Genomic DNA, 18,487 nt, shown 5'->3' on the forward strand with positions numbered 1-18,487 from the left:
CGTTCCGACCCCGGACGGCGTGCGTGAGCCGCTCAACCGGCGTGTGGAAGTCCTGATCAACCTCAACTGATCACGGATAAACCAGGACTAAAAGCGCGGCCCGCCGGGATGTCCCGGCGGGCCGTTTGCTGTGGGGGGTCGAGGTTTCCGGGGCGGCTAGGCCAGCGCCCGGCTTGACCGGCGCGTGCGCCCGTCGCAAGACAGGGGGCTAGCTGATCCCATTGCAATACGCCGTGCGGGCGCGTCCATCGCGCCCCGGCAGGAGCCCGCCATGAGCAAACCTGAAACGCCCTACCGCAAGCGCGCCCTGGGCGCGCGCGCCCTGAGCCCGGAAACCCTGATGATGAGCTATGGCTTTGACGCCAAGCTGTCGGAAGGGTCCATCAAGCCGCCCATCTTCCAGACCTCCACCTTCGCCTTCGCCACCGCCGAGGAGGGCGCAGCCTTCTTCCGCGTCATGGGCGGGCGCGCGCAAGCGGGCGATCCGGTGGAGGCGGGCCTGCTGTATTCGCGGTTCAACAACCCGAATATGGAGGTGCTTGAAGACCGGCTCACCCTGTTTGACGGGGCCGAGGATGCGCTGGTCTTCTCCTCGGGCATGGGCGCCATCTCCACCGTCATCATGGCCCACGCCCATGCCGGCGACGTGGTGCTGCAATCGACCCCGCTCTATGGCGGCACCGAGACTCTGATCCGCGCCATCCTGCCTCAGTACGGCATCCGAAGCGCCGACTTCTTCGCCGGCGCCAGCGAGGCGGAGATCAATGAGGCGGTGGACGCGGCCCTGAAGCTTGGCCGCATCGCGGTGATCTTCTGCGAAACCCCGACCAATCCCACCAATGAGGTGGTGGATCTGGCCGTGATGAAGCGTCTGGCAGACGAGATTGGCGCGCGCCAGGGCCATCGCCCGCCCGTGGTGGTGGACAACACCATTCTCGGCCCCATCGGCCAGAGCCCGCTGGCTCATGGCGCGGACATTGCGGTCTATTCGCTGACCAAATATATCGGCGGGCATTCCGACCTGATCGGCGGCGCGGCCATGGGGGCCAGCGCGCTGATGGCGCCGGTGCGCAAGCTGCGCTCAGGCATGGGCACCAATCTCGATCCCAATACCTGCTGGATGCTGGCGCGCTCGCTGGAGACGGTCTCCTTGCGCATGAAGGCGGCTTTCGAGGGCGCGCGCCGTGTGGCCGAGTATCTCAAAGGCCATCCCAAGGTGGAGAGGGTGCGCTATCTCGGCTTCCTGGAGCCCGGCTCGCGCGACCATGAGGTTCATAACCGCCAGTCCGGCGGCCATCACGGCTCCACCTTCGCGTTTGACGTGGCCGGAGGCCAGGAGGCCGCCTTCCGCATGCTCAATGCGCTCGGCGTGCTGAAGCTGGCGGTAAGTCTTGGCGGCACCGAAACCCTGATCTGCCATCCCGGCAGCACCACCCATGCCGGCGTGGACGAGGCCCTGCGCGAGCGTCTGGGCTTTACCGGCGGCATGGTGCGGGTCTCGGTGGGGATTGAAAACCCCGATGATCTGATCGCCGATCTCGAACAGGCGCTGGAGCAGGCCTGAAGCTGAAACGGACGGCACGCATATCATGACATCGCTGACGCTGGACCGGGACGAAAACGCCGTCCTCGACTGGATCGAGGGCGAGGGGGACGCCATGGCGGCGCTGGTCAAGCGCTGGTCGGCGATCAATTCGGGCAGCCGCAACGCCGATGGTCTTGAAGCCATGCGCGCCGAGTTGGAAACGGCTTTCGCGCCGCTGGAGGGTGAAATCCGCGCGGTGGAGCTCAAGCCCTCCCTGACGGTGGAGGTTGATGGCGAGCTGCGCGAGGTGGCCTATACGCCCGCCTTCCGCCTGACCAAACGGCCCGATGCGCCGGTGAAGATCGTCCTGACCGGCCATCACGACACGGTGTTCCCGCCCGGCTCCGGGTTTGATGAGTGGCGCATGCTGGACGAGGACACCATCAACGGGCCGGGAACCGCCGACATGAAGGGCGGGCTGATCGTCATGCTGCACGCCCTGATGGGGCTGGAGCGCAGCCCCTGGGCCAGTGAAATCGGCTATGACTTGCTGATCAGCCCGGACGAGGAGATCGGCTCGCTGGGCTCCGGCCCGGTGCTGGCCGAGCTGGGCGCCAAGGCCCATGTGGGCATGACCTATGAACCGGCCCTTGTGGACGGCTCGCTGGCGGGCGCGCGCAAGGGCTCGGGCAATTTCTCCCTGCGCTGCCGGGGCCGCGCAGCCCATGCGGGGCGGGAGCATCATCTGGGCCGCAACGCCATCGTGGCCGCCGCCGATTTCGCCCGCCAGCTTGACGCCCTCAACGGCCAGCGCCCGGACGTGACCTTCAATGTCTCGCGCATTGACGGGGGCGGAGCGCCCAATGTGGTGCCGGAGCTGGGCATTTGCCGCTTCAATGTGCGCGTGAAGACCGAGGATGACGCGGTGTGGGCCAAGCGCGAGATCGATGCGCTGGTCCAGCGCGCCAATGCGCGCGACGGCATCACGGCCGACCTGCATGGCGGCTTCACCCGTCCGCCCAAACCAATGAGCCCGGCCAATTTGCGCATGTTCGAATGGACCCGCGCGGCCGGCGAGCCGCTGGGCCTGGACATTCGCTGGAAGGACACCGGCGGGGTGTGCGAAGGCAATAATCTGTGGGCGTCGGGCTGTCCGAATGTGGATACTCTGGGCGTGCGCGGCGCCGATATTCATTCCAGCCGCGAGATCGCCAAGCTCTCCAGCCTGCCCGAGCGCGCCCGGCTCTCGGCGGTGATGCTGATGCAGTTTGCGCGCGGGCGCTTCGACGCCGCCGAGGCGCGGGCCTTGGCCAAGGGGTAGGGCGGGGACAAGGGGGTTTCATGCTGGTGGTGCGCGCAGCCCGGTCGGGCGATGTGGACGGATTTCTCAAACTGGCCGGCGCCGCCGGGCCCGGCTTCACCAGCCTCGCCCTGCCCGATGACGCCCTGGCGGCCAAGCTCGCCGCGTCCGAAGCCGCCTTTGACGGGCGCCTCTCCGATCCGTGCGACTGCAGCTACCAGCTCATGCTCGAAGACACCGAGACCGGCGCGATCCTGGGCACCTCGGCGGTGAAGGCCATGGTCGGGATCAAGAAGCCGTATTTCGACTTCAAGATATTCACCTTCGCCCAGGCCTCCAAGGAAGCGAACCGGCGTTTCGACATGGACGCCATGCTGCTGGTCAATGATTTCGCCGGCTCCACCGAGGTGGGCTCGCTGTTCGTCAGCGATGAGGCGCGCGGCGCCGGGGCGGGCAGCCTGACCGCCAAGGCGCGCTACATGCTGGTGGCGTCCGCGCGCGAACGCTTCGGCAAGCGCATCCTGTCCGAATTGCGCGGCGTGGTGGACGAGAAGGGCGATTCCATCTTCTTCGAACATGTCACGCGCCCCTTCTTCAAGATGAGCTTTGAAGAAGCCGACCGGCTCTCGGCGGCCACCGACAACCAGTTCATCCTGGACTTGATGCCGTCCCATCTCATCTATCTCGACCTGTTGCCGCGCGAGGCCCGCGCGGTGATCGGCAAGACCCATCCCCATGGGGTGAACGCCCTGCGCCTGCTGGAGGCCGAGGGCCTGCGCTATGAGCGCTATATCGATATTTTCGACGGCGGCCCGCTGGTCTCTTGCGGGACCGATGAGGTGCGCACCATCCGCGACAGCCAGCGTGTGAGCGTGGCGGACGGACCGCTCGGGGGCGGGCGCGTGCGCGCGCTGGTCTCCAACGATCGCATTGGCGATTTCCGCTGCATCTACGCCGACATCACGCCGGGCGAGGGCGCTGCGGCGCTGAGCCCCGAAGCCTGCCGCGCGCTGGATGTGACGGCGGGCGAGCCTGTACGCATCTGGACCAAGGACACTGTGTCATGAGCGGATCGCTCTATATCAACGCCGCCTGGCGCGAGGGCGCGGGCGCGCCCTTCACCTCCCTCAATCCGGGCAGCGGCGAGGTGGTATGGGAAGGCGCAGCCGCAGACGCCCATGATGTGCGCGCGGCGTTCGCCAGCGCCCGCGCGGCCTTCGCGGACTGGGCGCTGGCCGGGTTCGAGGCGAGGAAGGCCGTGGCCGAGCGCTTCGCTGGCCTCCTGAAAGAGCGCAGCGAGGCCATCGCCGAGCTGATCGCGCGCGAGACTGGCAAGCCGCTGTGGGAGTCGCGTACCGAAGCGGGCGCCATGACCGGCAAGATCGCCGTCTCCATCGCAGCCTATCTGGACCGCACCGGAACCACGCGCACCGCCACCGATTTCGGCGAGCAGACGCTGGAGCACAAGCCGCTGGGCGTGATGGCGGTGCTGGGGCCGTATAACTTCCCCGGCCATCTGCCCAACGGCCATATCGTCCCGGCCCTGCTGGCCGGAAATACGGCGGTGTTCAAACCGTCTGAACTGACCCCGGCCGTGGGCGCCTTCATGGCATCGCTGTGGGACGAGGCGGGCCTGCCCGCGGGCGTGCTCAATCTCGTTCAGGGCGGGCGCGAGACCGGCGCGGCCATGCTCGATGACCGCGATCTCGACGGCGTGTTGTTCACCGGCTCCTGGGGTGTGGGCTCTTTCATCCATAAAAAATTCGCCGGGCGCACCGGCATCCAGCTGGCGCTGGAGATGGGCGGCAATAACCCGCTGGTGGTCTGGGACGCCGCCGACGCCGAGAACGCCGCGCGGGTGGCGGTGCTGTCGGCCTATATCACGGCGGGCCAGCGCTGCTCCTGCGCGCGCCGCCTGATCGTGCCGCAAGGAGCGGCCGGTGATCAGGTGATCGAGGCCATCGCCGCCCTGATCGCCAGACTGCCCATCGGCGCCTGGGATGCGAGCCCCGAACCCTTCATGGGCTCGCTGGTCAGCGCCCATGCCGCCGATCAGGTGCTGAAAGCCCAGGACCAATTGCTGGCCTCTGGCGCGCGCGCCATCGTCAAGGCGAAGCGCGGGCAGGGCCCCGCCTTCGTCACCCCCGGCCTGATCGATGTGGACGGGATCGAGACACCCGACGCGGAAGTGTTCGGCCCGCTTTTGCAGGTGCGCCGCGCTGCGAGCTTCGACGCCGCTATCGCCGAGGCCAATAACACCGCCTATGGCCTGGCCGCCGGGCTGGTCAGCGATGACTCGGACCTGTGGCCGCGCTTCCGCGCGCTGGTGCGCGCGGGCATCGTGAACTTCAACCGGCCCACCCCCGGCGCGGCCTCCACCATGCCCTTCGGCGGTCCCGGCCAGTCGGGCAATCTGCGCCCCAGCGCGTATTACGCGGCCGATTATTGCGCCTACCCCGTGGCGGCCCAGGCCGCGCCGGCGCTGATGCGCCAGGCGATCAAGGGGCTGGATGCATGAGCGGCGCGGTAGAAGCCAATTTCGACGGGCTGGTCGGCCCGACCCATAATTATGGCGGGCTGGCGCCGGGCAATCTGGCCAGCGCGAAAAATCGCGGCTCGGTCGCGCGCCCGCGCGACGGGGTGATCGAGGGCCTGGCCAAGGCGCGCAGCCTGGCCGATGCGGGGCTGGCTCAAGGCATTTTGCCCCCGCAGGAACGCCCGGACATCCCGGCCCTGCGCGCGCTGGGCTTTGCGGGGGCCAGCGATGGCGCGGTGTGGGAGGCGGCCTATAAGGCCGCGCCGGAACTGGCGCTGAACATGCTCTCGGCCTCGTCCATGTGGGCGGCCAATGCGGCGACCGTGTCGCCGGGCGCCGATACGTCCGACGGACGGGTGCATTTCACCCCGGCCAATCTGGTCACCGCCCTGCACCGCTCCATCGAGCACGCCCAGACCGGGCGGGCGCTGGCGCGCATCTTTGCTGACGAGGACCGATTTGAGGTCCATGGCGCGCTGCCCTCCCAATCCCATTTCGCTGATGAGGGCGCGGCCAATCATGTGCGCCTGTGCGCTGATCATGGCGCGCCGGGGGTGGAGATTTTCGTCCACGGGCGCGATGCGTTCGAGGACTGGCAGGCGAAATTTCCCGCCCGCCAGACCCTGCAGGCCTGCCAGGCGGTGGCGCGCCGCCATGGGCTCGATCCGGCCCGCACCGTCCATATCCGCCAGTCGCGCAAGGCCATCGAGGCGGGCGCGTTTCATAATGATGTGGTGTGCGTGGGGACGGGGCCGGTGCTGTTCTATCACGAGCATGCGTTCGAGGACCGGGACGCGGCGCTCGCCGCCATCCGCAAGGCCGCTGACGGGCTGTTCGAGCCGGTGTTTGTGGAGGTCCCCGACGCCGAGGTTCCGCTCAGCGACGCCATCACCTCCTATCTCTTCAACTCCCAGCTCCTGATCTGGCCGGGCGAGGGGCGTCAGGTGCTGCTGGCCCCCAAGGAGACCGAAGAGACCGGCTCCACCCGCGCCTATTGTGAGCGCCTGACGGCGGGCAACGGCCCCATCGGGGCGGTGCGCTTCGCCGATGTGCGCCAGTCCATGCGCAATGGCGGCGGGCCGGCCTGCCTGCGCCTGCGGGTGGTGCTGGATGAGGCCCAGCGCGCCGCGGTCAATCCGCGCGCCTGGCTGACGCCGGAACGCCATGAGGAGCTGACCGCCTGGGCCAACGCCCATTACCGCGAGACGCTGGCGCCGGACGATCTGGGCGATCCCGCCCTGGTGGACGAGAGCCGCGCCGCGCTGGACGCGCTGACGCAGATTTTGGGGCTGGGATCGGACTTCTATCCATTCCAAAGAGCCGGGGCCTGATTACCGACCGAAACGGTAGCCCAGCCGTACACCCACCTCGTCCAGGGCCTGGTTGCGGCCATTGCCCAGGATCTGGCCGTGGGAATAGTGCTCGTAGAACACGCCCACGCGCCACTGGTCGGTGAGGGCGTAATCGGTCCCCAGGCGCATGTGGAACAGGGTGCGCGAGCCCAGCGCGGCGCGGGTGGAGGCCAGACGCAGGCGCTCGGGATCATCGGGCGGCAGGTGGGCGAAGTCCTTCACTCCGTCATTATACGAGATGCCGAAAGAGCCCTCGACCGAGAAACGCTCGGTCAGACCACCCTCCCAGGCCAGTCCCGCCGCGCCCAGATTGGTGAGCCCTGCGGTGTTGAACGAGCCCATCAGATAGGGCCGGGGCGAGAACGCCCAGCTGAGGAAATCGGGGCTGTCAAACAGCGCCTCGACCACGATCTGCACCCCGTCCTCGGTGCCGTTATAGACGTCATGGGCGGCCACCCCGGCGCGCAGCTCGCTGAGCTGGGCGTGGGCGGGCGCTGCGACCGCGCAGGCGATCAGGGCGCTGGACGCGAGCAGGGCAAGGCGCATGGTGAAGTCCCCCGGAAAAGAAAATCTGGCGCGAATCTAAGGTGCTTGCCGCGCGGCGCCTAGCGGGGATTTTCGGGGCGGGGCTCAGCCGCGTTCAGTGGGCTTTTTGTATTATGCGGACATCACGAATCTACAAAGAATGTCATGGCGTCGCCGAACGAGGTTTTCATTGGACAAGTACCAAAAATACTGGCCTGGCATAGTGGTTGCTGGCGTTGTTGTGCTGTTCGTTATCGCGAGTTTGGTGCCTATTTATCAATTGCGTTTGGGTTCGAATTTTCAGGCAATTTTTGAGTCTGATGACATAAAGCGAAAGCTCGCCTTATGTGCAGAGGTTGAGAGCCAAATTGAAGAAGTTTCCTGCCAGATTGAGGTGTTGCGGTCGGACGGCCAACTCCAACAATCCGCTTTTCTGGCAAGAATTCAGCGCGACTCGGCAGCATTTACTAAAGGTCTGATGTTAGCAGGGTTCGTTGGGTTGCTACTTTCTGGTGTTGGTATTTATTTGATTTTCCAGACCTTTCGTGAAACTCGGAATTTGGCTGCGGACACAAGGCGAATTGGTGAGGCGCAAGTTCGACCATATTTGCACATAAGTGACCTGTCAGTAAAAGTCACCAGAGATGGTCGATTGGTTTTTGCGTTAAAATGCAAAAATACTGGACTTTCCCCAGCATATGATGTGATTGCCTCACTTGGGTTTGATAGTTCGGAGTTGAAGCTCGGAACTTTGTATGCAGAATTCGGCACATTGCCATCCCAAACTGAATTTACAAGAGAGATTAGGCTTAAGGATGAGCTGTTTACAGGGGAAAAGCTCGAATACGATAAAACAATAGCGGTTGATTTGGTTTTATTTTATAGGAGTATTTTTTCTTCGAAAAATGGGCTCGATGGGTATTTCTCATATCGATTGCGGGTTCTGAATAAATCGGGGAGGCTGAGAGCGGCAATTGGACACAAACCCACATTAAGTAAGGGATACATCAATAAGCGCTGTTTATTGCATTTAAAGGCCTACGAGATAGCAAAGGAAGGCGATTAATTTTGATCATTTATATGCAGTAAATCAGCCGCGCAGTCAGATAGCCCAGCACCTCGCGCGCGGCTTCAAATGTCGGCTGGCCGTCGGCGGCGATGAGGTCCCGGGTTAGGACCGCATGGGGGAAGGGATTGCCCCCGGGGTTCTTGGCCTCGTCGGGCAGGACGCGGGTGAGGGCGCGCTCCGGGCCGATGAGATCGGTGAGGGCGGCGAAACGCTCGGCCTTGCACGAGGGGTCGCCGTCAAAGCGCAGCGCCATGACCGGCAGGTCCGCGCGCGCTTTCAGCCCCTCGGCCTCGTCGCGCGACAGATGCAGCCCGCCCGGATTGTTGAACGGCACGGCGGGCTCGGCAGCCACGGCGGCCTGAACGCTGGGCTCCACCGCCACCGACCAGGCGAAATTGCCCGACAGGCACAGCCCCACCGCGCCCACGCCCGGCCCGCCGCACTCGGCGTGAACCTGACGGGCCAGCGCGCGCAGCCAGTCGGAGACCGGGCTGCCGCCCTCGCGCGCGAACAGGCGGATCTCTCTGGAGACGCAGGCGCGCGCCATGCCGCCCACGCGGCCATGCAGGGCCAGCACCTCTTCCAGCGCGCTGCCGGCGGGGTCCAGATAGGCCGGGGCATAGACCCGGAATCCCGCCGCCTCGATCCAGCGCGCCAGGCGCCAGAATTCGCTCACAAAGCCGGGCAGTTCATGCATCAGAATGACGCCCGGCCCGTGCCCGCTGGCCAGCACCGGATGGGCCATGCCGGCGGCCTCGAAATCGAACATGTCCTCGAACGGCGTGCGGTTGTCCGTATGGAGGATGTCGGCGAAGGGCTGGGGCATGGGGGCGTCCTTGGAAGGGCCGGGCGGCGGGATCATTCCCCGCCCGGCCCTCCAGGTAAAGCGCCTACTGGATCACCGCCTGCGCCGGCGGGCGCGCATTGCGGCTGACCGCGCGGCCATTGACGGTAAGGGCGCCGGCTTCGGACGAGACGGAGAGGGCGTCGCCGTCTTTGAGCGTGCCGTCCAGGATCAGCCGGGCCAGCGGATCCTGCAGCTCTTTCTGGATGACGCGCTTCAGGGGACGCGCGCCATAGGCCGGGTCATAGCCCTTCTGCGCAAGCCAGGCCCGGGCCGCGTCGTCCAGCGCCAGCGTCATGCGCCGGTCGGCCAAGAGGGCCTCAAGGCGCTTGAGCTGAATGTCCACGATTGAACCCATGTGCTGCTCTTCCAGGCGCTTGAACAGGATGATCTCGTCAATCCGGTTCAAAAATTCCGGCCGGAAGGCGGCGCGCACCGCGCCCATCACATCCTCGCGCGCAGACTCCACATCGCCTGAGAGCAGGAATTCGGAACCCAGATTGGAGGTCATGATCAGGATGGTGTTGCGGAAATCCACCGTACGGCCCTGACCATCGGTCAGGCGGCCATCATCGAGCACCTGCAGCAGCACGTTGAACACGTCCGGGTGGGCCTTCTCCACCTCGTCGAACAGGATCACCTGATAGGGCCGCCGGCGCACCGCCTCGGTCAGGGCGCCGCCCTCGTCATAGCCCACATAGCCCGGCGGGGCGCCGATCATGCGGCTGACCGAGTGCTTCTCCATGTATTCGGACATGTCGAGCCTTGTGACCGCGCCTTCATCGTCGAACAGGAACTCGGCCAAGGCTTTCGTCAGCTCGGTCTTGCCCACGCCCGTGGGGCCCAGGAACAGGAAGGAGCCGATGGGCCGGGCCGGGTCTTTGAGTCCTGCGCGCGAGCGGCGCACGGCGTCGGAGACCGCTTCGAGCGCATCGTCCTGACCGACCACGCGCGCGCGCAGCCCGTCTTCCATCGCGATGAGTTTCTCGCGCTCGCCCTCGAGCATCTTGTCCACTGGTACGCCGGTCCAGCGGCTGACCACGCCGGCGATTTGCTCCTCGTCCACCACCTCGTTGACCAGGGCGCCCTGGCCATTGGCCGCGCTGGCGGCCTCGGCGTCGGACAGGCGCTTTTCCAGCTCCGGGATGCGGCCGTATTTGAGCTCCGAGGCGCGGGCGAGATCGCCCCGGCGTTCGGCGTCGGCGAGCTCGGCGCGCAGCCGGTCGAGCTGCTCCTTCACCTCGGTGGCCGAGGCCAGCTTGTCCTTCTCGGCCCGCCAGGCGGCGGTCATTTCGCTGGAGCGCGATTCCAGATCGGCGAGTTCCTTGGTCAGCGCCTCCAGACGGGTGCGCGAGGCCTCGTCCTTTTCCTTCTTGAGCGCTTCGGCCTCGATCTTCAGCTGGATGATGCGCCGGTCGAGCTCGTCCAGCGCCTCAGGCTTGGAATCCACCTGCATGCGCAGGCGCGCCGCCGCCTCATCCATCAGATCGATGGCCTTGTCGGGCAGGAAGCGGTCGGTGATGTAGCGGTTGGACAAGGTCGCGGCGGCCACAATCGCGCTGTCGGCGATGCGTACCCCGTGATGGACCTCGTACTTTTCCTTCAGGCCGCGCAGGATGGAGACCGTGTCCTCAACGCTGGGCTCGTCCACGAAGACCGGCTGGAAGCGCCGCGCCAGGGCGGCGTCCTTCTCCACATGCTTGCGGTATTCATCCAGCGTGGTGGCGCCGATGCAGTGCAGCTCGCCGCGCGCCAGGGCGGGTTTGAGGAGGTTGGAGGCGTCCATCGCTCCGTCCGTCTTGCCCGCGCCTACCAGGGTGTGCATCTCGTCGATGAACAGCACGATGCCGCCACCCGCCGCCTCCACTTCGGAGAGGACGGCTTTCAGACGCTCCTCGAACTCGCCGCGATATTTCGCCCCGGCGATGAGGGCGCCCATGTCGAGGGCCAGCAGCTTCTTGTCTTTCAGGCTCTCGGGCACGTCGCCATTGACGATGCGCAGGGCAAGTCCTTCGGCAATCGCGGTTTTGCCCACGCCCGGCTCGCCGATCAGGACCGGATTATTCTTGGTGCGCCGCGAGAGCACCTGCACGGCGCGGCGGATCTCCTCGTCGCGGCCAATGACCGGGTCGAGCTTGCCGGCGCGCGCGGCGGCGGTGAGGTCGCGGGCGTATTTCTTCAGCGCCTCATAGCCGTCCTCGGCCGACTGGCTGTCGGCGGTGCGGCCCTTGCGCAAATCATTGATGGCGGTGTTGAGGCCCTGGGCCGTCACGCCCGCCTGCTTGAAAATCTCCGCCGGCTTGGTGCCCTGCACCACGCTCAGCGCCTGAAGCAGGCGCTCGGCGGTGACATACTGGTCGCCAGCCTTCTTGGCGGCGTCCTCGGCGGTGGTGAACACCTCCGCCGTGCGCGGGGCGAGATAGAGCTGGCCGCCGCCGTCCACGCGCGGCAGGGCTTCAAGGGCGCGGTCGGTGAGGTCCGCCACCAGTTCCGGGCGTCCGCCTGCGGCGCGGATCAGATTGGGCGCCAGCCCGCCCTCATCCTCCATCAGCGCCCTGAGCAGGTGCTCGGGCGCGAAGTGCTGGTGGCGGCGCTTCATGGCAAGCCCCTGGGCGGCTTGCAGGATCGCTCGGGCGCGATCGGTATAGATCTCGATATTCATGACAGGTCCGTCTCCTGAATGTCAGCGAGACAGGCGGGCCGGGACCTTGCTCGAGGCGCCCCGTCCGCCCGGTTCAAAGCGCATGTAGGTGTTGCATATCGGGCACACAAGAGCCGGCAGACTGCGGCGAATTTACACTGATTTGTCCGCCAGCGCGCGCTTTGCCGTTTCCGGGTCCAGCGCGGCGAAGGCCTCGTATTGCGACAGGAACACCTCGCCGGTCAGCGCGTCCAGGAAATGCGAGCGTTTGAGACGGTCCATCACCGGGCCCTTCACCTCGGACAGGTGGAGCTTCACGTCCGTGCTGTTAAGGCGCGTATTGATGGCTTCGAGGCTTTCGAGCGCGCTCATATCGATGAAATTGACCGCCGGGCACATCAGGATGACATGGCGCGCATCCGGATTGTCCGCGATGAGCTTGTAGATGCGATCTTCGAGATAGCGCGCATTGGCGAAATACAGGCTCTCATCCACCCGTAGCGTCACGACGCTGGGCGAGGTGATGACGGCGTGGCGGTCCACATTGCGGAAATGCTCGGTGCCGGGCACCTGGCCCACCACCGCCGCGTGAGGCCGGCTGGTGCGGTAGAGGAAGAGGGCCAGCGACAGGATCACGCCGACGGTCACGCCGGCTTCGACCCCGAACACCAGCGTCACGGCGATGGTGGCCGCCATGGCTGCGAAATCGGCCTTGGAATAGCGAAACGCCCGCCCCAACGCGCCGAAATCCACCAGCGACAGCACCGCCACGATGATCGTCGCGGCCAGCACCGCCACCGGCAGGTGATAGATAAGCGGGGTCAGGAAGGCGGCGGCCAGCAAGATGCCAACAGCTGTGAAAGCGCCCGCCGCCGGGGTGGCCGCCCCGGCGTCGAAATTAACCACCGAGCGGGCAAAACCGCCAGTGACCGGAAACCCGCCGCTGAGCGAGGCCGACACGTTCGAGGCGCCCAGCGCCACCAGCTCCTGATCGGGATCGATGCGCTCGCGCTTCTTGGCCGCCAGCGTCTGGGCCACCGAGACCGATTCCACAAACCCGATCACCGAGATCAGCATGGCCGAGGCCAGCAGTAGCTGGACCAGCTCCAGCTCAAAGCTGGGCAGGGTGAAAGGCGGGAGGCCCTGGGGCACAGTGCCCACCACGGCCACGCCCTTCGCGCCCAGATCGAAGACCACCACCGCGCCGATGGAGGCGGCCACGGCGAAGACCGGCCCGGCCTTTGTGATGATGTCGGCGGCCCGTGCGGGCAGGCGCAGCCTGATCAGCAGGGGCTTTAGCCCGGTGCGCACGAACAGCAAAAAGCCCAGCGCCGCCGCGCCCACCGCCAACGTGTAGACATTCGTATCCATCACCGCGCCCGACAGGCTCACGGCGATGTCGAGAAGCGTGTGGCCGCCGCCCGGCACGCCGAGCAGATAGCGCAGCTGGCTGGCTGCGATGATCACACCCGAGGCCGTGATGAAGCCGGAAATCACCGGGTGGGACAGGAAATTGGCCAGGAAGCCCAGCTGGAACACGCCCATCAGCAAGAGGATCACGCCTGACAGGAAGGCCAGCGTCAGCGCCGCCGTGGCGTATCCTATCGTGCCGGTTTCAGCGATCTGTCCCACCGCCGCCGCCGTCATCAGCGAGACCACCGCCACCGGCCCGACCGCCAGCGCCCGGCTGGTGCCGAAAATGGCATAGGCGACAAGCGGCGCGATGGAGGCGTAGAGCCCGGCCTCGGGCGGCAGGCCCGCCAGCATGGCGTAGGCCAGCGATTGCGGGATCAGCATGATGGTGACGATCACCGCCGCCATCAGATCGCTGGAGAAGGCCGCGCCATTATAGCGCCGGCCCCAGTCCAGGATCGGCAGATAGCGCGACAGGCGCACGGGGCTCAGTCCCCCAGACGCGGGCGCAGGCCCGAGAGGTCATAGCCCGCATTGGCCGCGCGCGCGATGATGTCGTCCCCGCTCATCTCGCCAGCCTGGCCCAGCGCCCACAGCACGGTGCAGCGCGTGCCGGTGCGGCAATAGGCCAGCGTCTTACCCTGCGCCGCCGCCGCCTTGAAGCCGTCCACGGCGTCTTTGGTGAACTGCCCGCCCGAGACCGGGATATGCACATAGGTCAGCCCCGCCGCCTCGGCCAGCGCCTGCAGGTTCGCCGCCTCCGGCTGTCCGGGATCCTCGCCGTCAGGCCGGTTATTGATGATCACGTCAAAGCCCGCCTCGGCGGCGGCCTTGATGTCCTCGGCGCTGATCTGGGGGCTGACCGAGAGCTGGTCAGTGAGCGGTCTGGGGGTCATGGCGGTTGGTCTCCATGGATGTGGAGCGGAAACTATGTCGTCCCACTCATACGCCGCCGGGCAAGTGGCGTCGACCAGCCCGGCTCACAAGGGCGTCACAGCGCCGCAGGGGGCTATCCTATGGGGTGTTGACATACCTCCATACCTCTATACTATCTGACTGTCAGATATGGAGGTCTCTATGCGTTCGATTGAGGTTTCTACCGATGTTTTTGCGAAGATTTGGGCGCTCAGGGCGCCCTGTGAGGACTCGGAGGATCAAATTCTGCGAAGGGTTTTGAGCTTCACAGACCCAGGTGCTCCAAAGACAATTAGCGGGCAGCTGTCAAAGGGAGGAGCCGTAGGATTCTATGACTCTAGGCACGATGTCCGCTTTCCTGAGGGTTTCGAGGTGTCGCGAACATACCTCGGAGTCAATTATAGCGCCCAAGCGCAAAATGGTGTGTGGCGGCTGCAAGGAGACAGTCGCGCATATCGGAGTCTGAACAGCTTAAGCCGTGCGATAGGAGCTAAGACGGAGAATGCCTGGATCAACTGGTTCTACCTTGACGAAGCTGGAGTGCGCCGCCCGGTTTCTGACTTGCGGAAACCCGAAACTGTGGCAGCGCGACACGCACCGCAGACTATGAATGCTGGCGAGGACACCAAGCCAGTCATTGATGAGTCAGAGAAAACTGACGGGGAAGAGCGGGTAACTTGGCGTGACGATGTGCAGTCAGCACTTTCGCGCCTTGGCGGGCGCGCATCGCTGGCTCATATCTATCAGGAAGTCGAGAAGGCCCGTGGCGCGGCTCGCCGTTCCTTGCCGCGCACACTGGAAGCGACAGTGCGCAAAACTCTAGAGGAGCATTCGTCTGACTCACACAATTATCGTGGCGGGCCCGATTTGTTCTTTATGCCAGAGGGAAAAGGTGCAGGTATCTGGGCTTTGCGGGAATGAGCACCTGATCCTCAAACCCCCAACCCCTCAAACTCCGGCAGGTCCAGCGCCAGGGCGAGGTTCTGCATCGCCTGGACGGCGGCGCCTTTGAGAAGATTGTCCAGCGCGCACACGATCACGGCCCGGCGTCCGTCAGCGGTCAGAGACAGCCCGCCCAGCACCGCGCCGGGGATGTTCGCCCCGTCTGTGATCTCCGGTATGGCGTCTGTGAGGCGGATCAGCGGCTCGCCCTCATAGGCCTTCGCGTACGCCGCGCGCAGATCCGCTTCGCTCACGGGCGTTTTGAATTCCAGCTGGGCGGTCATCACAATGCCGCGGAAGAAGGCCGCCACATGGGGGCTGAAGCGCACTTCGTGGCCGAGATGCCGGCTCATCTCGCGCTCATGGATATGGCCTGTGAGCGTGTAGGGCATGAGATTGTCTTTGAGCGCGGCAAGATCATTCTTGCGGCTGGGCGTGGTGCCCGCGCCGGAATAGCCCGACACGCCGAACAGATGGGCCGGGCCGGACAGCCATGGGCGCACCGGCGCCGTGCACAGCTGCCCCGCCGTGGCGTAGCAGCCCGGATTGGAGATGCGCCGCGCGCGCTTCAGCCGCTGGCGTCCATAAATCTCCGGCAGGCCATAGGCCCAGCTGTCGTCAAAGCGGTAATCGGCGGAAAGATCGACCAGCACGATGTCCGGCGCGGCGGCCTCAAACGCGGCGACATAGGCTCCCGCCTCGCCATTGGGCATGGCCAGGATCACGGCGTCCGCCCCGCGCGCGGCGCAGGCTTGCGCGTCCAGCGCTTCAAACTCCAGCCCGTCCGGCGCTTCGGGCGCCAGATCGCGCACCGGCTTGCCGGCCATGGCGCGCGAGACGGCGAAGGTCAGGCGCATGTCGGGCCTGCGCGCGATCAGGGCGATCAGCTCACGGCCCGTATGGCCGCGCGCGCCAACGAGGCCGACGGTCTTCATGCCTCCTCCAGCGTGGGCGGCAGGGCGGCGATGCGCGCCACCATCTGCGGGATGCGGGTCAGATCATCCTCGCCGCGCCAGAACACGGTCCAGCGCCCCTGCTTCACCGCGCCATGACAGGTGGAAAAGTAGAAATCATTGACCGGATTATCGCTGCGCGAACGCCAGTAGAGGCGCGGCGCGTGGGCGATCAGCCGCTTCCACACCGCCCCGCCCAGGCCCTCGCCGCGCGCCTCGTCCAGCACCGCGAACTTGTCCAGATACACTGCATCGCCCAGGCGCGCCGTGATGGCTGCGGCGCGGTATTGCTCGGTGACGAAGGCGCGGTCGAAATCGAGCCGATTGAAATAGTCCGCTACCGGCTTGCGTCCGAATGAGCGCTCGATCAGCTCGGCCATGCGCGGCTGGTCCATCTGGTCAGTAGAAGCCAGCTCCAACATGCGTTCGCCCCGGCGCACCAGCGTGCCGGCGCCGGCATGGGTGAACAGCTCCTTGGCGAGCTCCGAAGGCCGGGTGATGGACACCGAGCTCGACAGCGGCAGATCGTCCAGCAGGCGCTTGATCTCCTGCAGTTTCAGGCGCATGCCCCCGGTCACCCAGTCCGCCGCCATGAGGTCATCGTGGTCTGTGGCCAGGTTGATCGCCGAGATCGGCGCGCCTTGCGCGTCGAGCAGGGCTCCGGTCCCGGTCAGGAACACGATCTTGTAGGGCTGCAGCGCATGGACCAGCGCGCGCACCGCGCTGTCGGCGTTCACATTGACCAGCCGCCCGTCAGCCGTATCGCCCAGACAGCCCAGGATCGGCGCCTGGCCTGCGCGCGCGGCGGCGGCCACGAGATCCAGGCGCACGCCGGACGGCTCGCCCACCCGGCCGAGCTTCACCTCGTCGATCAGTTCAGCCTCGAACACGCCCGACGGAATGGCGGCGGCGCGCCCGCCGCAATCGCGCACGGCCTGGACGAGTTTGAGATTCACCGCCGTCAGCGTGTCGCGCACAGCGCCCATGGCGTCCGGCGGGGTGATGCGCAGGCCGTCGACGCGCTGTTCGGGAAACCCGGCCGCTTCCAGCGCGGTGTTGAGCTGCGGCCCGCCGCCATGAACGACGATGGGCGCCAGCCCCACCGATTGCAGGAAGGCCAGCGCGCCCGCCAGCGCCTCGAGATCCTCCTCGATGATCGCCCCGCCCACCTTGATCACGGCGAAGCGCTCCTGGTCGAGGGCGGAGAAGCGGGTGAGGTATTCGCGGATCTCCTTGCCGTCGCGCATATTGGACAGAAGCTGCACGATGGCGGCGCGCACCGGCGCGGGCTGGGCGGCGGGAGAGGCGGATTCGCGGGTCATGGGCGGATCATCCGGTCAGAGGCGTATCGAAGGAAGAGGGCGGCAGGTAAAAGCGGCCCTCATCGCTCCTGGATCATGCGCTCCATCAGCGCCTTCTGCACGTGCAGGCGGTTTTCCGCCTCCTCGATCCCGAGGAAGGCCGGGCTGTCGACCACGGCGTCGGCGATCTTCACATTGCGCCGCATGGGCAGGCAGTGGCTGACCACGCCCCCATCGGTGAGCGCCATCTTGGCCTCGTCGATCATGAAGCCCGCGCCCTTGGCGCGCACCGGCGCCTCGTCGGCCCAGCGGCCATAGAAGGGCAGGGCGCCCCAGCTCTTGGCGTAGACCGCATGGGCGCCGGCATAGGCGGCTTGCGGATCGGTGGTGACGGTGAGCGAGGTTCCGGCCTCGGCGCAGAAGCGCTGCGCCGCGCCCATATAGCGCTCGTCCAGCCGGTAGGCCTCGTCGGGGATGAGCAGGCGCACATTCATGCCGAACTTGGACGCGATCAAAAGCGCCGAATTGGCCACCGCCGTGTTGAGCGGCTTGGGATGCGGCACCCAGGTCAGCAGAAACTCCTTGCCGCGCACATCGCCCAGACGCTGCTGCAGCGCCATCATCAGGGCCAGTTCCTGACAGGGATGGACGATGGTCTCCATATTGATCACCGGCACAGTGGCGTGCCTGGCGTAGGCGGTGATCAGCGGGTCCTCGCGCTCGGACGCCCAGTCCTGGAATTTCGGGAAGCAGCGGATCGCGATCAGGTCCACATAGCGCGACAGGACGCGCGCGGCTTCGCGCGCATGCTCCTCGGGCTCGCCATCCATTACCGTTCCGTCACCGATCTCCACCGGCCAGGTCTGGCCGCGCGCGTCCAGCACGATGGCGTGCCCGCCCAGCTGGCGCGCGCCCAGATCAAACGAGGTGCGCGTGCGCAGGGACGGGTTGAAGAACATCAGCGCAATGGACTTGCCCTTGAGAGCCTCGCCATGGGGGCTGTCTTTGAGCACGCGCGCGCGGTCGATCAGGGCCTGCAGCTCGGTGCGGGACCAGTCCTCGGTGGTCAGGAAATGACGCATGGCGTTCAGCTCCGGCGCGCGCGGCGATAATCGAAGCCCAGCGGTGTAATCGCCTTGCAGGGCCTTGGCAAATGGCGTTGCAGGCGCGC

The 18,487-nt window shown here is 66.0% G+C and carries 14 protein-coding genes; 6 read left to right on the forward strand and 8 right to left on the reverse strand.

All coding sequences use genetic code 11. The annotated features are described in order from the left end of the window. The first annotated feature begins 271 nt into the window (after positions 1 to 271). The 5 genes from F1654_RS12715 to astB are packed head-to-tail and all read left to right on the forward strand — an operon-like array spanning position 272 to position 6,692. Positions 272 to 1,564: a cystathionine gamma-synthase family protein gene (locus F1654_RS12715; protein ID WP_150023942.1), complete on the forward strand. Its 1,293-nt coding sequence runs from the start codon at positions 272 to 274 to the stop codon at positions 1,562 to 1,564. A 25-nt stretch (positions 1,565 to 1,589) separates the two neighbouring features. Next, entirely contained in the window at positions 1,590 to 2,846 is a 1,257-nt protein-coding gene (locus F1654_RS12720; RefSeq protein WP_150023943.1) for a hydrolase, read from the forward strand. 20 nt (positions 2,847 to 2,866) lie between these two features. Beyond that, positions 2,867 to 3,892, forward strand: a complete 1,026-nt coding sequence (locus F1654_RS12725; protein WP_150023944.1) for an arginine N-succinyltransferase — start codon at positions 2,867 to 2,869, stop codon at positions 3,890 to 3,892. Continuing rightward, a complete protein-coding gene (gene astD / locus F1654_RS12730; RefSeq protein ID WP_150023945.1) occupies positions 3,889 to 5,343 on the forward strand; it encodes a succinylglutamate-semialdehyde dehydrogenase in 1,455 nt (484 codons plus the stop codon). The genes F1654_RS12725 and astD overlap by 4 nt, the downstream gene beginning before the upstream one ends. After that, complete coding sequence (gene astB, locus F1654_RS12735; RefSeq protein WP_150023946.1) at positions 5,340 to 6,692, forward strand: N-succinylarginine dihydrolase; 1,353 nt, start codon at positions 5,340 to 5,342, stop codon at positions 6,690 to 6,692. Before astD ends, astB begins: the two co-directional genes overlap by 4 nt. Here astB and F1654_RS12740 read toward each other — a convergent pair whose 3' ends face one another. After that, complete coding sequence (locus F1654_RS12740) at positions 6,693 to 7,259, reverse strand: acyloxyacyl hydrolase (RefSeq protein WP_150023947.1); 567 nt, start codon at positions 7,257 to 7,259, stop codon at positions 6,693 to 6,695. A 169-nt stretch (positions 7,260 to 7,428) separates the two neighbouring features. On the opposite strand from F1654_RS12740, the gene F1654_RS12745 reads away from it, so the two are divergent. After that, positions 7,429 to 8,304: a hypothetical protein gene (locus F1654_RS12745; protein WP_150023948.1), complete on the forward strand. Its 876-nt coding sequence runs from the start codon at positions 7,429 to 7,431 to the stop codon at positions 8,302 to 8,304. Positions 8,305 to 8,314: 10 nt separating this feature from the next. Here the strand turns inward: F1654_RS12745 and F1654_RS12750 are convergent, their stop codons facing one another. The 7 genes from F1654_RS12750 to F1654_RS12780 form a co-directional block, all read right to left on the reverse strand. Next, the gene (locus F1654_RS12750) at positions 8,315 to 9,133 is read right to left on the reverse strand and encodes a dienelactone hydrolase family protein (RefSeq protein WP_150023949.1); all 819 of its coding nucleotides are present in this window, start codon (positions 9,131 to 9,133) and stop codon (positions 8,315 to 8,317) included. A gap of 64 nt (positions 9,134 to 9,197) precedes the next feature. Continuing rightward, a complete protein-coding gene (gene clpB, locus F1654_RS12755) occupies positions 9,198 to 11,813 on the reverse strand; it encodes an ATP-dependent chaperone ClpB (RefSeq protein ID WP_150023950.1) in 2,616 nt (871 codons plus the stop codon). A gap of 132 nt (positions 11,814 to 11,945) precedes the next feature. Further along, positions 11,946 to 13,688, reverse strand: coding sequence for a SulP family inorganic anion transporter (locus tag F1654_RS12760; RefSeq protein WP_150023951.1), 1,743 nt, complete (start codon positions 13,686 to 13,688; stop codon positions 11,946 to 11,948). A gap of 5 nt (positions 13,689 to 13,693) precedes the next feature. Beyond that, positions 13,694 to 14,101 carry a TIGR01244 family sulfur transferase gene (locus F1654_RS12765; protein ID WP_150023952.1) on the reverse strand — a complete coding sequence of 136 codons (408 nt, stop codon included), beginning with the start codon at positions 14,099 to 14,101 and terminating at the stop codon, positions 13,694 to 13,696. 951 nt (positions 14,102 to 15,052) lie between these two features. After that, on the reverse strand, positions 15,053 to 15,997 hold the full coding sequence (argC, locus tag F1654_RS12770) for an N-acetyl-gamma-glutamyl-phosphate reductase (protein WP_150023953.1): 945 nt from the start codon (positions 15,995 to 15,997) through the stop codon (positions 15,053 to 15,055). Continuing rightward, positions 15,994 to 17,337 carry an acetylglutamate kinase gene (locus F1654_RS12775; protein WP_150023954.1) on the reverse strand — a complete coding sequence of 448 codons (1,344 nt, stop codon included), beginning with the start codon at positions 17,335 to 17,337 and terminating at the stop codon, positions 15,994 to 15,996. Before F1654_RS12775 ends, argC begins: the two co-directional genes overlap by 4 nt. 59 nt (positions 17,338 to 17,396) lie before the next feature. Further along, the gene (locus F1654_RS12780) at positions 17,397 to 18,398 is read right to left on the reverse strand and encodes an N-acetylornithine carbamoyltransferase (protein ID WP_150023955.1); all 1,002 of its coding nucleotides are present in this window, start codon (positions 18,396 to 18,398) and stop codon (positions 17,397 to 17,399) included. Positions 18,399 to 18,487: the final 89 nt, after the last annotated feature.

Origin of the sequence: Alkalicaulis satelles, assembly GCF_008630495.1 — a bacterium.
Lineage (GTDB): Bacteria > Pseudomonadota > Alphaproteobacteria > Caulobacterales > Maricaulaceae > Oceanicaulis > Oceanicaulis satelles.

What these genes read in the sequence shown, in the direction of transcription:
- F1654_RS12720 (WP_150023943.1), top strand. Translation starts at nt 1,590, where the DNA reads ATGACATCGCTGACGCTGGACCGGGACGAAAACGCCGTCCTCGACTGG.
- astD (WP_150023945.1), top strand. Translation starts at nt 3,889, where the DNA reads ATGAGCGGATCGCTCTATATCAACGCCGCCTGGCGCGAGGGCGCGGGC.
- F1654_RS12750 (WP_150023949.1), bottom strand. Translation starts at nt 9,133, where the DNA reads ATGCCCCAGCCCTTCGCCGACATCCTCCATACGGACAACCGCACGCCG.
- F1654_RS12765 (WP_150023952.1), bottom strand. Translation starts at nt 14,101, where the DNA reads ATGACCCCCAGACCGCTCACTGACCAGCTCTCGGTCAGCCCCCAGATC.
- argC (WP_150023953.1), bottom strand. Translation starts at nt 15,997, where the DNA reads ATGAAGACCGTCGGCCTCGTTGGCGCGCGCGGCCATACGGGCCGTGAG.
- F1654_RS12775 (WP_150023954.1), bottom strand. Translation starts at nt 17,337, where the DNA reads ATGACCCGCGAATCCGCCTCTCCCGCCGCCCAGCCCGCGCCGGTGCGC.
- F1654_RS12725 (WP_150023944.1), top strand. Translation starts at nt 2,867, where the DNA reads ATGCTGGTGGTGCGCGCAGCCCGGTCGGGCGATGTGGACGGATTTCTC.
- F1654_RS12780 (WP_150023955.1), bottom strand. Translation starts at nt 18,398, where the DNA reads ATGCGTCATTTCCTGACCACCGAGGACTGGTCCCGCACCGAGCTGCAG.
- F1654_RS12740 (WP_150023947.1), bottom strand. Translation starts at nt 7,259, where the DNA reads ATGCGCCTTGCCCTGCTCGCGTCCAGCGCCCTGATCGCCTGCGCGGTC.
- clpB (WP_150023950.1), bottom strand. Translation starts at nt 11,813, where the DNA reads ATGAATATCGAGATCTATACCGATCGCGCCCGAGCGATCCTGCAAGCC.
- F1654_RS12715 (WP_150023942.1), top strand. Translation starts at nt 272, where the DNA reads ATGAGCAAACCTGAAACGCCCTACCGCAAGCGCGCCCTGGGCGCGCGC.
- astB (WP_150023946.1), top strand. Translation starts at nt 5,340, where the DNA reads ATGAGCGGCGCGGTAGAAGCCAATTTCGACGGGCTGGTCGGCCCGACC.